This is a genomic window from Candidatus Nanosynbacter sp. TM7-057 (assembly GCF_022828295.1).
Taxonomy (GTDB): Bacteria; Patescibacteriota; Saccharimonadia; order Saccharimonadales; family Saccharimonadaceae; genus Nanosynbacter.
Map to the genome: position 1 here is coordinate 135,228 of NZ_JAJQJT010000002.1, position 14,769 is coordinate 149,996.

General features: G+C 45.6%; 13 protein-coding genes. 10 read left to right on the forward strand and 3 right to left on the reverse strand.

Annotated elements, in window-relative coordinates; all coding sequences use genetic code 11:
- Positions 1–2: 2 nt before the first annotated feature.
- Entirely contained in the window at positions 3–1,136 is a 1,134-nt protein-coding gene (locus LRM45_RS03345) for an NAD(P)-dependent malic enzyme (protein WP_129635289.1), read from the reverse strand.
- Positions 1,137–1,300: 164 nt separating this feature from the next.
- Here LRM45_RS03345 and rplS point away from each other — a divergent pair, with 164 nt between their 5' ends.
- The 3 genes from rplS to rnhB all read left to right on the forward strand — a co-directional run bounded on the left by rplS (position 1,301) and on the right by rnhB (position 3,362).
- The gene (rplS, locus tag LRM45_RS04270) at positions 1,301–1,822 is read left to right on the forward strand and encodes a 50S ribosomal protein L19 (RefSeq protein WP_129636976.1); all 522 of its coding nucleotides are present in this window, start codon (positions 1,301–1,303) and stop codon (positions 1,820–1,822) included.
- Positions 1,823–1,891: 69 nt separating this feature from the next.
- Positions 1,892–2,389, forward strand: a complete 498-nt coding sequence (locus tag LRM45_RS03355) for a hypothetical protein (RefSeq protein ID WP_243826757.1) — start codon at positions 1,892–1,894, stop codon at positions 2,387–2,389.
- Positions 2,373–3,362, forward strand: coding sequence for a ribonuclease HII (gene rnhB, locus LRM45_RS03360; protein ID WP_243826758.1), 990 nt, complete (start codon positions 2,373–2,375; stop codon positions 3,360–3,362). Before LRM45_RS03355 ends, rnhB begins: the two co-directional genes overlap by 17 nt.
- A gap of 126 nt (positions 3,363–3,488) precedes the next feature.
- Here rnhB and LRM45_RS03365 read toward each other — a convergent pair whose 3' ends face one another.
- On the reverse strand, positions 3,489–3,932 hold the full coding sequence (locus tag LRM45_RS03365; RefSeq protein WP_243826759.1) for a hypothetical protein: 444 nt from the start codon (positions 3,930–3,932) through the stop codon (positions 3,489–3,491).
- Positions 3,933–4,191: 259 nt separating this feature from the next.
- The gene (locus LRM45_RS03370) at positions 4,192–6,693 is read right to left on the reverse strand and encodes a M1 family metallopeptidase (RefSeq protein WP_243826760.1); all 2,502 of its coding nucleotides are present in this window, start codon (positions 6,691–6,693) and stop codon (positions 4,192–4,194) included.
- A 20-nt stretch (positions 6,694–6,713) separates the two neighbouring features.
- On the opposite strand from LRM45_RS03370, the gene LRM45_RS03375 reads away from it, so the two are divergent.
- The 7 genes from LRM45_RS03375 (at position 6,714) to LRM45_RS03405 (ending at position 14,764) form a co-directional block, all read left to right on the forward strand.
- The gene (locus LRM45_RS03375; protein ID WP_243826761.1) at positions 6,714–7,403 is read left to right on the forward strand and encodes an HNH endonuclease family protein; all 690 of its coding nucleotides are present in this window, start codon (positions 6,714–6,716) and stop codon (positions 7,401–7,403) included.
- Between the two features lie 36 nt (positions 7,404–7,439).
- Positions 7,440–7,898 (forward strand): GNAT family N-acetyltransferase, encoded by a 459-nt coding sequence (locus tag LRM45_RS03380; RefSeq protein WP_243826762.1) that lies wholly within the window; start codon positions 7,440–7,442, stop codon positions 7,896–7,898.
- A 116-nt stretch (positions 7,899–8,014) separates the two neighbouring features.
- Positions 8,015–9,136: a transcription termination factor NusA gene (nusA, locus tag LRM45_RS03385; RefSeq protein ID WP_129743989.1), complete on the forward strand. Its 1,122-nt coding sequence runs from the start codon at positions 8,015–8,017 to the stop codon at positions 9,134–9,136.
- A 40-nt stretch (positions 9,137–9,176) separates the two neighbouring features.
- The gene (locus LRM45_RS03390) at positions 9,177–11,633 is read left to right on the forward strand and encodes an ATP-dependent Clp protease ATP-binding subunit (RefSeq protein WP_243826763.1); all 2,457 of its coding nucleotides are present in this window, start codon (positions 9,177–9,179) and stop codon (positions 11,631–11,633) included.
- Positions 11,617–12,597, forward strand: a complete 981-nt coding sequence (locus tag LRM45_RS03395) for a GumC domain-containing protein (RefSeq protein WP_243826764.1) — start codon at positions 11,617–11,619, stop codon at positions 12,595–12,597. The genes LRM45_RS03390 and LRM45_RS03395 overlap by 17 nt, the downstream gene beginning before the upstream one ends.
- Positions 12,597–13,946, forward strand: coding sequence for a DNA repair protein RadA (gene radA / locus LRM45_RS03400; protein ID WP_243826765.1), 1,350 nt, complete (start codon positions 12,597–12,599; stop codon positions 13,944–13,946). The genes LRM45_RS03395 and radA overlap by 1 nt, the downstream gene beginning before the upstream one ends.
- Positions 13,947–13,957: 11 nt before the next feature.
- Positions 13,958–14,764: a PIN/TRAM domain-containing protein gene (locus tag LRM45_RS03405; protein ID WP_243826766.1), complete on the forward strand. Its 807-nt coding sequence runs from the start codon at positions 13,958–13,960 to the stop codon at positions 14,762–14,764.
- Positions 14,765–14,769: the final 5 nt, after the last annotated feature.

Genomic DNA, 14,769 nt, shown 5'->3' on the forward strand with positions numbered 1-14,769 from the left:
GCTTATCTAATAACATTCGCAATAGCTTCAACAACACCCTCATCAAATGCAGTTGGGACGACTTTATCGACGGTTGGATTTTCAACCAGGTTGGCTAGTGCTTCAGCGGCCGCCAATTTGTGCTGGTCGGTGATTTTCTTAACTCCGTGATCTAATGCGCCGCGGAAAATTCCAGGGAAGGCTAGGGAGTTATTGACCTGATTTGGGAAGTCGCTACGACCCGTGCCGATGATTGCGACGCCGGCTTGTTTGGCGACATCTGGCATAATTTCTGGAACAGGATTTGCCAGTGCGAATACGATTGGATCTTTTGCCATTTTTTGGACTAATTCTGGAGTGAGAAGCCCTGCGCGCGATACGCCGATGAACACGTCTGCGTCGGTGATGGCGTCTTCAATTGAGCCAGATTGTGATGCATCGACATATTCCAATAGCGCGGTTTTTTCAGCGTTCAAGTCTGTGCGTGATTTTCCGACAATTCCCCGGCTGTCCACTGCTACGATGTTTTTTGCTCCGTAAAGATTTAACAATTTGATGATTGCCGTGCCAGCCGCGCCCGCGCCGATGACTACGAATTTGCAATCTGCCAGGTTTCGTCCTGTCAATTTAGCGGCGTTAATTAAGCCCGCCAACACAACGACAGCCGTGCCGTGTTGATCGTCATGGAAGACTGGAATATCTAATTCTGCTTTCAATCGCTCTTCAATTTCAAAGCATTTTGGTGCGGCAATATCTTCGAGGTTGATAGCGCCGAAGCTTGGCGCGATGGCTTTAACCGTGGCAATGATTTCTTCTGGCTCGTGAACGTCTAACACAATTGGCACGGCGTCGACATCGGCAAAATGCTTAAATAGCAAAGCTTTTCCTTCCATGACTGGCATGGCGGCTTTTGGCCCCAAATTACCTAAGCCCAAAATTGCTGAGCCGTCTGAGATTACGGCGACTAGATTGTTTGTCCAAGTGTACTTTGGTAAATCGGCTGGATTTTCGGCAATTGCTTGGCTGACTGCGCCGACGCCAGGGCTGTAATAGGCGCTAAGCTTGTCGCGATTAAGCTCCTCTTTATCTCTGAGACTAGTCGTAATTTTACCTTTGTATTTTTCGTGTAGTTCGAGTGCTAATTTATTGTAATCCATAACTATATTATACTCCAATTTTATTTAATTGATATTTCTTCAGATTTGTGTTATTATCTTATGTAATTGTACGAGAGTTAAATATTCGAGCCCTGTTTGATATGGAGCCGCAGAGGTACAACTGCGTGGCCAGTCGGAGCGAGTTCGGAAGATAGGAAAAAATTATGAGTTTTGAGTTAATCAACAAAATCAACCAAGCACAAAAAAAGCAAGCAGTTGTCGATGCTCGCAGTGGTGACACAGTTCGCGTTTACCAGAAAATTAAGGAAGGCAACAAAGAGCGTATTCAGATGTTCGAGGGTGTTGTTATCCGCACCGATAATAAAAAATCACACACATCACGCATTACGGTTCGAAAAATCGCTTCAGGTGTTGGCGTTGAAAAGTCATTTTTGATGCACAGCCCACTGATTGAGAAGATTGAGATTGTTCGTCGTGCTAAGGTTCGCCGCAAGTTCTTAAGCTTCCTTCGCCAGCGTAGCGGTAAGTCAGCTCGCTTGACAGCTAAGAATTTCGATCGCGCCGCTGTCAATGACATTCATGACACTAAGGCAGAGGCGGAAGCTGAGCGCTTAAAGGAAGAAGCTGCTCAGGCTGCTGCTGCAAAACAAGCTGAAAAAGATGCCGCTCAGGCTGAACTTGACGCTAAGGCTGCTGAAGTTGCAGCTCGCCATAAAGACGCGTAATTGTCAATTGGTTAATCATTAAAAACCGTCTCTTAATCTGAGGCGGTTTTCTCATGTTATAATCTCAATATGGCAATATTTCATTATATATCCGTCCTTGTTCCGACGACTTTGGCTGCGGCGACGCCTTACGTTTTGAAGAAAAACGGCTTTGATAATGAGAAAAAATATCGCTGGCTACTTTACGTAGCGTGTTTGTTGTTTTTCATATCTTGGTATTTGCCATCGCCGTTAATTGACGGACAGGATACTAGTTTTACGACGCACTTTGTGGGCGGTGGGCTATTTGCGGGGCTATTCTGGGTGTATTTGGTTTCGTCGATGAAATGGCGGGCGCATTGGCTGGTGATGGCGTTTTCAGTCTTCGCTTTAGTTTCGGCGTTGGGCTGCATTAACGAACTGGCGGAATTATTTATAGTCAAGGTGGGCTTGGCGAGCATAAAATTGGACGACACGAATTGGGATATTTTGGCGAATACATTAGGCGCGGCAACAATTTGGATTGGCTGGATTATTGCGAATTTTATGATGAAAAAGGGAAGATTGCCGGGTGATTCTGGGGATTGATGAAGTCGGGCGCGGCGCGTGGGCTGGACCGTTGGTGATTGGCGCGGTGGTTTTGGGTGGCGCTGAAATTGAAGGGCTTGATGATAGTAAAAAATTGACTAAAAAACGCCGTGAATTGCTCGATGGGGAAATTCGCGAGCAAGCATCGGCTTGGGCGTTGGGTTGGGTTTCTGCTGAGGAGCTGGATGAAATAGGAATGAGCGAGGCGCTTAAGCTGGCAACGCGGCGCGCAGTCAAAGAAATTCAAGCGAAATGTCAGAAAAGCGGCTCGAAGTTTGATGAGATTATTATCGATGGGACGGTCAATTTTTTGGCGGGTACATCGCTAGAAAAGTATGTAACAATTATAGCGAAAGCCGACGGTCTGATTCCGAGCGTTTCGGCGGCGTCGATTATTGCTAAGGTGGCTCGCGATAAATTTATGGCGAAGCAGGATAATATTTATCCGGGATATGATTTTTCTTCACACGTTGGTTATGGAGTGGCAAAGCACCGAGCGGCTATTGATAATTTGGGCGTAACTCCGCTACATCGGCTGAGTTTTGCGCCGCTTGCTAAATATGCTAATACTGGGGTGAATTCGCAAAATGCGTCTGACGACGGAAAGTCTAAAAACCAGCAAAAAGACACGACGCGTCAAATTGGCGATAAAGGTGAGCAAGCGGCGGCAGATTGGTTGGTGGCTGATGGTCATGAGATCATAGAGCGGAATTGGCGAACGCGATATTGCGAAATTGATATTGTTAGCAAAAATGGTGATGTCTTATATTTTACAGAGGTCAAATATCGTAAAAATGATAATTTTGGTGATGGTCTGGCGGCAATTACAAATAAAAAACAGCAACAAATGCGTTTTGCTGCTGAAATATTCATTGCCAAAAATGCGCAGTATGAAAGCTGCGATATGCAAATACTGGCAATTTCTGTTGATGGAAATCCGCCCGTAGTTGAAGAGTGTGTGGTGCTGAAATAAAAAACAGCCCCGAATGAGGACTTCTTAACGTTAAGTGTATTAATTACAGGGAATGTACGACAAGGCAGTCGTAATGAAGAATAAGTCTGCTTCATCGCACATTCCGCATATGGGCTGGTCCACGGATTAAGATCCGGATTCTGCCAGCTTTCTGGCGATAGCAAGGCTGCTTGCCTGATACAAGGGGATCTCCGTTGTGATGAGATCTCTCAGGTCATGCAAAAAATCACGGTACTGGATCCAGTAGCATCCTGGCCAATCAGACATAGACGACTCCCCTTCCGCTATGGATGAGACCGTGCCCAGCATCTCGTTGATCTTTCCTTTTACTGCCTCCAATGACCCTTCCAGGCCATTATGGCAAATCACGACCAGTAGATCTCGAAGGGCTTCCGAATCCTCCTGGATATGCGTCTTCCGGAGGTTAGGGTAATCACCCATGATATCGCTGATCCCATTATTATAGGCATTCAGCGTGGATACCTTCTCCTCTAAGATGCTCTCATACACGGAAACGTCTTTCAGACTTTCGGTGTACATGCGTTCGAGGTTCTCTTTTGTGAGTTCCATTACTCTTTCTTTCTTCTCATCCCCACTCGGTTGTAGTAAAGCACTTTTCTTCAGTGCAGGATGAGATCCTATCTCTTTTTGATATTTTTTTAAAAAAAGAAATAGAAACTCATCCCGCAACAACTACCTTGTCAAGGTTCGCTTTCGGACAAGGATTAAATCTCAACTCGTCAACAAAAGCTGTGTCAATTTATACCACACTTGTGCAAAAAAGTCAATAGAATTTGTCAAAAACCGTAAAATAATGCGACCAAATTATTTACAACGCGGAAATAACCGCCTCTTTGTCTCGTTTAATCAGCTCAACTCGCGCGGATATTTCGGTAATTCCTAATTTTATCGTTCTGGAGAGGGCTGGAATATTTTCCATCGGCTCAAAGAATTGTCGGAAATCGTCAAGTTCATTGGGTGTTAGTAGCGCCGTAGCTGCATAGCGAATGAAATCGTCGTAACTTTTATCTTCGCCAAACGTACCTTCGACCCATGCCCAGTTTTCTCTCAGCCAATTCCACGCAATCTGGCGATTTTCCCGCGTCCGAATCAAATACACGAACCAACGGCTGGCGTCTTGCGGGCGGATAATATTGGAATCTTTAATATTGGCAAGGATTTTTTCTGCCGTTTCAGGGTTTTTGGTGGAAGTTAGTCCAATTGCAATATCATTCTGCAGGTCATTTGACGGCGTGTTCTTATATGCGGCAAAGAGATTTTCAATCATCTCTGGCGTCTCGAAATGTCTTACGTTTGTGCTGATAATTAAAGCTCGAATTTCCGTCGGTAAGTCTTCCAGCTTATTGCTGTCAAAACGCGTTTTTGCCTCGTCCAAAACTTCTTTATCTTCGCTATACATCATCAAACTCAAAACTGTGGTGCGTCGTTCGCGGTCGTCGTCTGATTCTCCGTCTTTTTCATCCCAATCTAATTCCTCAAATGTGGCGCGTGCAAATTCTCCAGAAATTTTCTTTAATGAATCTCTGGCGGCGTCATTATCATCGACGAATTTTCGCAGTTCCGTCAAAGCACCAGCCGCCATACCGAAGACTTTTTCGTTGGTTTCGGTTTTTAAGGATAACGCTAATGGAAGTAGTGACGCCGAGTTTTCAAATCCAGCGCGGGCGAGTATTGTCGCGTCCTGTAAGATACAAATCTTATCTAAGGTTGGCAATTCCGTAATGTTTTTCAATAAATATTCGCGAGTGGATTCATCGTATTTGGTAATGAAGTGGGCACTTAAGCCGCAGTTTAATTGTAATGGCTTTTCAATAGAAACGGTGGTTCCTTTTTGATTCAAGATTTTTACGTCAAGCGGCTGGTTTGCGAATAATGGAATCGGCCATAATGCGTCAGATGGTTGGTGTTCGCCGATGAAGAATCGCTCCTGACTTAAAATCGCCGCGTCGTGACTGTTTGAAACTGATACGACAGGAAGGCCAGGTTGGGAAATCCAAGCATTCATTAGATTGACAATTGGCTGACCGCTCGCCGACTCTAATTCTTGCCATAGGTCATTTCCGACGGTATTTTTATACGCGAATTTTTCAAAATATGATTTAAGTCCAGCGCGAAATGCCTCTTCGCCGATAAGTTTTCTAACCATAACAAGCAGCCGTCCGCCCTTAGCATAAACAATCGCTGGGTCAAACAAAGTGCTGATTTCGTCTGGATGATTGACGTCGGCCTGAACGGATTGTACGCCGTCTAAGCTGTCGCGCCTGAGTGCGGCTGTTACTTCATTTGTGGCAAAATCTTCCCACATACGCCAATCTGGCTGGAGCGCATCAATCGCCACGTATTCCATCATATTGGCAAAGCTTTCGTTGAGCCATAAGTCGTTCCACCAGTTCATGGTAACGAGATTGCCAAACCATTGATGGCTAAGTTCGTGCGCGATAACCGTGGCAATGAAGCGCCTGGATGATTCTGGGGTCAACTCAGGGTCTGCCAGTAAACAACTTTCTCGGTAAGTGATTAAGCCCCAGTTTTCCATGGCGCCAGACGAAAAGTCAGGAAGGGCGACGTGATCGGATTTTGGTAGTGGATATTTGACGCCGAAATATTCATCATAAAAATCAATTGAACGAGTGGCTATATCTAACGCAAAATCTAATGTATTTTCATTCTGAGCTGGCGTTGCCCAGATGTTAACCTCGACGCCAGATTTGGTGCGAGCGGTTTTTTTGTGCAATTCACCGATGACGAAGGCCAGAAGATAACTGCTCATTCGTGGGGTTTTCTCGAACGTTGTCGTGAGTGAATTGCCGTTTTCTTTCTGGAATTTTACGGGCATATTTCCCAGAACTGTTATCCCTGGGTGAGTTATCAGCGTCAAATCATATTCAGCTTTGGCGGCTGGTTCGTCAACGCAAGGGAAAACTTCGCGGGCGTGATGTGATTCAAATTGAGTTGCAAAAAGCTGTTTTTTAACGCCGTCGTGAGTGAAGTAGCAAGGATACAAGCCGTGCATTGCGTCGGTGATGGTTCCGGAAAAAATGATGTGAATTGTGTGATTTCCGTTTTCAAGGTTCGGCTGGGATAATCTCAATTCATCAAACTCACCAAATGAAACGTCGGCAGGCTGATTGTCGATTGTGGCTGATTGAATTGTTAAGCCTTTGGAATGTAGCGAAATTGACTCGCCAGTTGACTCGCCAGAAATGATAACTGTGCCAGAAAATTCTTTTTCCTCGGCGCGCGTTAAATCGAGAGTTAAGTTGTAATGATTTGGTGTGAATGTGTCAAGTAAGCGTGGAACTTTAGTCATAGTTTAATTATAATACAGTCATGAGGGTGAATAAAATACGACGTCGGCAAGTGGTGATTGCGCTGGTAATTTTGATAGTCGGCGTGGCGATTTGGGCTTCGCGAATTTCGCAACCCGAACCTCAGACAATTCAAACTTCAACGCAACGAGAATTATTTGGTAATTCGAACGCCAAATCGGAATTGGAAAAGATAGAAGTTAAAGGACGTGCGCCAAAAACCGGCTATTCCAGAAAGCAATTCGGCAACGGCTGGGGCAAAATTAACGGCTGCTCTGTGCGGGAAGTGATTCTGGCGCGAGATTTGACGGATGAGAAAATTGATGAAAAATGTCGAGTTTTGTCGGGTGTGCTGAATGATCCGTACACCGGTCAAACAATCCAATTTCAGCGCGGCGAAAAAACCAGTTCTAAGGTTCAGATTGATCACGTCGTGGCTTTGAGTGATGCTTGGCAGAAGGGTGCGCAGCAAATTTCTCCAGAAGAACGAGAGAAATTAGCGAATGATCCGTTAAATTTATTAGCGGTTGATGGCCCAGCAAATCAAGCCAAAGGTGATGGCGATGCGGCGACTTGGCTGCCGAGTAATAAATCTTTTAGATGTCAATATATTGCGCGACAAGTGGCTGTGAAACGCAAATATCGCTTGTGGGTAACGGAAGCTGAAAAAAGTGCGATGTCGGAAATCCTGGAAAAGTGCGTGGAAGTGTAATATTGACAAAATACATTTTTATGATAAAATGGTAGAATGAAATCTGAAGTATGTCTTACTAAATTGTCGGTGAATGATGATGAAGCTTTGGAACGAGCGGCCGTAGCTCATTCGGAGTCTGTTTTGGGCTGTGAGTTTCCGGATGGTGCGAAAAAGGATTTAATAGAATATTTAAAAGGTATGAATAATTACTATGGTAGCGATGTATTTGCTATCGACACTTCTGGTGAAGAGTTATCATCCGGGCTTATGACTGTATGTTCTAATGGTGACGGCGAGATTACTATAGAAGATCTTTTTGTTAGGGAAGCTGCGCGCAAGCGAGGAATTGGTCGAGCGGCTATTGAAGCTTTGGCCAGTGAATATCCAGACGCGCGTGCCGTCAAATTGTATTCCTTGAAATCCGCTGAAGAATTTTACCGAAGAATTGGCTTTGACCAAATATCGCCATCCACTAAGAAATGTTTATCTCTTTGGCGAAAAGAATTGGATTGACAGAATAGAATCTTTCCGCTACAATAGAGAAGTACTAATCCGGCCGGCAGGTCGGAGTTTTTCGTTTATGGAAGTTTGAGACGGAAAAAGATATAATTAATAAGAAGGAGAATGTAATGGAAGACTTGAACATTAAGCAGTTGACGTTGGCGGTTCGTACGATTGCTGAGGAAAAAAACTTGCCAGAAGAAACAGTTTTGAGCGTGATTGAACAGGCGATTGCGGCGGCTTGGCGTCGTGATAATGGCACACGTGATCAATTGGTTCGCGCAAGCTTGAATATCAATAACGGTACGGCTGTCGTGTCGGTTGTTAAAACGGTTGTTGAAGAAGTTGAGAATGATGCCAATCAAATCGACCTAGAGGAAGCTAAGGAGATAGATCCTGCGGCTGAACTTGGCGGTGAAGTTGTGATGGAAACTCATAACGTGACGACTTTTGGTCGAGTTGCGGCTCAGACTGCTAAGCAAGTGATTCTGCAGCGTTTGCGCGAAGCTGAGCGTGAAGTTGTTTTGGCGGAATTTGAGGATAAAATCGGTACGGTTGTTATTGGTACAGTTCAGCGAGTTGAGCCACGTGTCGTGCGAATTGAGCTGGGCAAGGCTGTCGGAATTATGCCTCAGAGCGAGCAAATTCCTGGTGAATATTACGGCGTTGGCCGTCGAATTAAGGTCTACATTAAGGACATTGAGCGCGAAGGTCGCGGTCCTCAATTGATTCTTAGTCGCGGCAATGAAGAGTTTGTGCGATTCTTGTTCAATCAAGAAGTCCCAGAGATGGAAACTGGTGCAGTTGAGATTAAGGCAATCGCTCGCGAAGCTGGTCGCCGAACTAAATTGGCAGTTTCTTCAGCGCTACCTGGCGTTGATCCAGTTGGCACGTTTGTTGGTGGTCACGGCGCCCGCGTTCAGGCTGTGATGAATGAAATTGGCGAGCAGGAAAAAATTGACATTATTCCATACGAGGAAGATGCGGCTGGATTTATTGCTAATGCGATGAGCCCGGCAGAGGTTTTGAGTGTGACTGTCAATGAAGATGAGAAGCGTGCGACGGTTTACGTTAGCGAAGATCAGCAGTCAATAGCAATTGGTCGCGCCGGACAGAACGTTCGCTTGGCAAGTCGATTGACTGGCTATGAATTAGACATCGAAGCAAAAGCTCCTGTTAAGGCAGAGCCAAAACCTCGAAAGAATATTGAGGATAGCTTGATGAGCGTAGTTGAGGAGGTGGCGGAATAAGCTGCCTTCTGCAAATCGCCGAAAACGAAAGGAGGGCGATATGTCAGAAGATTTTTCTGAATTAGAACCTCGGCTGACGGAAACGGCTCGGGCCAGTTTGGGGCGGGCTGGTTTTCTGGCGCATAATGAGGGGAGTGAATATGTTGGCACGGAGCATATTCTGCTTGGTGTGTTGGCGCAGAATTCGTCATTGGGTGCAAAGATTTTAGCGGAAAACGGCGTAACTTTGGATCGTGCGGAAATGGCGTTGAATCTGACCGCGAAGCCGCTGGTGATTACGATTGTAAGTAAGGGTTTGAGCGCTGAAGTTGTTGAATTGATAAGAATTGCTTGGCAATTAGCGGTTGAATTTGGACAGGAAAAAATTGGCACGGAACACATCGTTTATGGAATGCTGCAGCAGCACGAGGCGCGAGCGACTAAATTGCTGCGGGATATGAACATTGACATTGACAATCTGCGCGGAAGTTTGGAAGATGTGTTTGATAAACAGCAATTTGAATCTCTGCAGAGTGAACGCAGTGTGGCGAGTAAAAATTCTGGCGATTTGCGAGTTTTGGAGAAATTCGGTGTCGATTTGACGCGGCGTGCTAGCGAAGGATTTTTAGATCCGGTGATTGGTCGAGCGTCGGAAATTCAGCGAATGATCACGATTTTGGGTCGGCGTAGCAAGAATAATCCAGCGCTAATTGGTGAACCTGGCGTCGGTAAAACTGCAGTCGTTGAGGGCTTGGCGCAGAGGATTGCCGATAATAAAGTTCCCGAATTTTTGAAGGGTAAGCGACTTTTTCAATTGGATTTGACTGCGATGATTGCTGGGACGAAATATCGCGGGCAATTTGAGGAGCGATTGCAAAAAGTTCTGGCGGTCGTTAAAAAACATCAAGAAGTTATTTTGTTTATTGACGAGTTGCATCTGTTGGTTGGCGCTGGTTCGGCCGAAGGTTCGATGGACGCGGCGAACGTATTGAAGCCAGCGTTGTCGCGAGGCGAGGTGCGACTAATCGGTGCGACGACGTTTGATGAATATCGAAAGCATATCGAAAAAGATGCTGCGTTGTCACGGCGCTTCCAGTCGGTGACAGTCAATGAGCCGTCATCGGAAGAGGCGGTGGAGATGATGCGAGGATTGAGAGGAAAATTAGCCAAGCATCATCAAGTTCAAATTCCTGACGAAATGTTGACTGAGGCGGTGGATTTGAGTCAGCGTTACGTGACGGAGCGATTTTTGCCAGATAAAGCGATCGACGTGATTGACGAGGCGGCGAGTTTATTGAAGTCTAGTTCGCCAATAAAATTGTCACGTAAGGACAAGTTGGCTCGCCAAATTAAGCGATTAGCTGGAAAAATTGACGCCGCGGTCGAAGCTGAGGATTATGAAAAAGCCGCAGAATTTAAGATACGAATGAGACAATTGGAATTGCAAGCCGAAGCGCTGAAAGATGAAGCCAGTGATAAACCCGTATTGACCGATGAATATTTGCGTCGAGCGGTTTCGGCGATGACGAATATTCCGATTGACAGATTATCGTTAAATCAGATGAAGGATTTGATCCGCCTGGAGAAGCGACTGAGCCAGAGTGTTCTTGGTCAGAATGAAGCGATTGAGCAACTGGCGCGCGCGATTCGTCGTAATAAAGCTGGGCTAAATCGTCAGAGCGGGCCGCTTGGGTCGTTTATCTTTCTGGGCCCGACTGGAGTTGGTAAGACGGAATTGGCGCGAGTTCTGGCGCGGGAGGTTTTTGGCGGCGAGGATAGTTTGATTAAAATTGATATGAGCGAGTTTTCCGAGCGTCACACGGCTAGTCGGCTGGTTGGTGCGCCGGCTGGTTATGTTGGCTATGAGGATGGCGGGAAATTAACGGATAAAGTTCGTCGTCGACCATATAGTGTGGTGTTGTTTGATGAGATTGAAAAGGCGCATCCTGACGTTTTGAATTTGCTTTTGCAAATTCTGGAGGACGGCAAGTTAAGCGATTCTCACGGGCGAACGGTGAGTTTTCGGCAGACGATTATCATATTAACAAGCAACGTCGGCGCCGAGCAAATGATTCAGGATTCGGAGCTGGGATTTGGTGTGTCTGGGCAGAAAAAGTCGGCTAGCGAAAATCGTCACGAGAAAAATTCGCGTGCCGCTCTGCGTGAGCTTGAGGAGTTTTTGCGTCCAGAATTGATTGGTAGATTTGATAGCGTGATTACATTTAAGCCGCTCTCTCGTTCGGTCGTGCGAAAGATTTTTGACAATCTCACATCTGACTTGATCAAAGCTGTTGGTCGACATGGAATGACGCTTGATATTACTTCTTCGGCGAAGCGTTGGTTGATTGATCGGGGATTTGATGAACAGCGCGGCGTGCGAGTTTTAAGACGAACAATTCAGTCGGAATTGGCGGATCCATTGAGCGATGTTTTATTGTCCAATAAAGCAAAACCTGGCGACACGCTGGAGGCTAAAATTGATAATGATAAGGTGGTGATTAATGTCAATCGTGCGTAAAATATTCAGCGTCCTCACGCCGATAATTGTACTTTCTGCTGCGGTTTTTGTGATGATGAATCGTCAGCAAATCATTGACGAGATTACGCTGTGGCAATATAAACCAAGTGCGGAAATTGTCGCTATTGCTGACCGCGTGAAAATGTCAGACACTGGCAGAAAAATGTTCTATATTTCTAATCCGCAAATTAAATCGGCAAATGAGTTTAATGAAGATTGTCGGCGCGTGGAAAAGGGAAACGCAATTTTGGGTTGTTACAATCCGTCGTCTAGGGATATTTATATTTATAACGTGACCAATTCTGAGCTTGATGGTGTGAAAGAAGTGACGGCGGCACATGAGATGTTGCACGCTGCCTGGGAAAGGTTGAGTGAGTCGGAAAAATCTCATTTGAGCGAGCTTTTGGAGCAGGCTTATAATAATGTGAAAAATAAGAAATTGTCCGAGCGGATGGAGTATTATGATCGTGCGCAACCTGGAACGAGAGCTAACGAGCTACATTCAATTTTAGGTACGGAATTTGCCGATTTGGGTGATGAGTTGGAGGAATATTACCGACGATATTTTACCGATAGATCTGAAGTCGTGAAATTGCACGCGCAATATCAAGAAAAATTTGAGTCCAGAGAAAATGAAGCACAGAAATTGAGTGAGTCGTTGAAGGTCCGGAAGGAAAAATTGAACAGAGAATTATCACAATATTCGACTGATTTGGCGGATTATAATGGTCGCGTGGCGGACTTTAATCGGCGAGCGGGCATTAGTGGCGGATTCTTGTCGCAGAGTGATTTTTATAGTCAACGTAAAGCTCTGAAGGTGGAACTCTCGGAGTTGAACGAAAGGCGTGTCAATTTGAATTCTGAGATCAATTCTTACAATTCTGATGTTTTGCGGCTCAGGGAGTTGGGTGTGCAGATTGATGAATTGAATAAAAGTTTGGATAGTTTGGAGGGGGCGAAATAATGGCGAAAGCTCGAAGTCAATTTGTTTGTCAGCAGTGCGGGGCTAGTTTTTCAAAGTGGGCTGGCAGGTGTGAAAATTGCGGGGAATGGAACTCGCTAGTCGAGCAGGTCGTTTCTTCTGGCGGGTCGTCCGTTGTCGATAAATCGGCTGGGCGCGGCAAAGCCTTAGAAACGTCTAGCATTCGTGAAGCTGCTTCTGAGTCTGGACTAGAAAGATTAAGTACGGGAATTGACGATTTGGACACTGTTTTGGGTGGTGGATTTTTGGTTGGCGGCGTGGTGTTGGTGGCGGGTCAGCCTGGAATTGGGAAAAGTACGCTTTTGGCGCAAGTTGCGGCACATATCGCCAAAACAAAATCGGTTTTATATGTAAGCGGTGAGGAATCGGTTTCTCAGGTGAAGCTCCGTGCGGAGCGTTTGGGTGCGGCTGATTCGGAAAAAATGCAATTGGCGTCCAGTAATAGCGCGGAAGATATTGCTGCGTCAATTCAGCAAGGCGGATATGATCTGGCGATTGTAGATTCGGTTCAGACAATTTCTCTCAGTGAGATTTCCTCCGCTCCTGGGTCTGTCAGTCAAATCACCAACTCGTCAAATGTAATTATTCGTGCCGCCAAAGCTTCGGGCACGGCGGTGATTTTGGTTGGTCACGTCACCAAAGAGGGTTCAATTGCTGGTCCGAAAATATTGGAGCATTTGGTGGACGTTGTGCTGAACTTTGAAGGCGATCGATATGGCGGTTTTCGAGTTGTTCGGGCGCAGAAGAATCGATACGGCTCAACTAATGAGGCGGCGATTTTTGAAATGGACGAGCAGGGGTTAAGAATCGTGAAGAATCCGTCGGCGGAACTTCTGGCGGAGCGTCAGAATCTGGATGGCTCAATTGTGTTGGCGACCATGGAAGGCACACGTCCACTTTTGGTGGAGATTCAGGCACTAGTTAATCCGACGAATTTTGGCTATCCCAAGCGTACGGCGAGCGGTTTTGATTTGAATCGATTGAATCTGTTGGTGGCAGTTTTGGAGAAGAGAACCAAGTTGAAATTGGCGGACAAAGATATTTATGTCAATGTGGTTGGTGGATTAAAGCTGAACGATCCAGCTGCCGATTTGGCTGTGGCAATGGCGATTGCTAGCGCTAGTGCTGGGCGAAGTCTAGACGAAGGCGCCGTGGTGTTTGGTGAGATTGGTTTGGGCGGCGAGGTTCGCTCGTCGGTTAATTGGCAAGCGCGAATCAAGGAGGCAAAAAAACTGGGCTTCACTTATGCGATTGCGCCAAAAGTTCATAAAGATAAATTTATAAAAGGCGTCAGTGATATGCGGCAGGCACTGATTGACTATTTACAATAGAAAGGGAAAAAATGAAAGATTTTTACGGATTGATAATAATTATAATGTTGCTTGGTTTGGCGGCTGAGGTTTATTTCTTGGCAAAACCGCGACGAAATTCATCTGTGGGTGCGGCGCCGATTTTGGTCGATACGTCAGTACTCATGGATGGGCGAGTGACTGAGCTGGCGAAGACTGGATTTCTGCTGGGAAAAATTATCGTACCAAGGAGTGTATTAACGGAATTGCAATTATTAGCCGACGGCGCAGACCATGACAAGCGTGAAAGGGCGCGATTCGGTATGGATGTTGTTAAGGAGCTTAAGGACATTTTGAAATCTTCTTTTGAGCTATATGACGATAATATTCGCGTGCCAGAAGGTGTGGATTCGCGCTTGTTGAAATTGGCAAAGAAAATGGATGCAGCAGTGTTGACGCTTGACTATAATTTGAATAAGGTGGCGCAAGTTGACGGCGTTAAGGTTTTGAATATCAATGAGCTGGCGAAAAGTTTGAGGATGAGTTATTTGCCTGGCGACGAGCTGGATTTGGAGTTGTCACAGAAGGGACAAGATTCTCATCAAGCGGTTGGCTATTTGAAAGATGGAACGATGGTGGTTGTTGAGAACGCTAAGCGCTACATTGGACAAACGAAGAAAATTGAGATTATACGAAGCTTGCAGACTGACGCTGGAAAAATGATGTTTGCGAAGCTTGTGGTTGAACAGAAAAAACCTGTAAAGCAGAAGACTAGCGTTCCTAAAAAGCGCACAAATGGTCGCTCAAAAACATCAGCTCAACACGAGGCTGAGCTGATTAATTTGGTAAATAAACAATAGTTTAT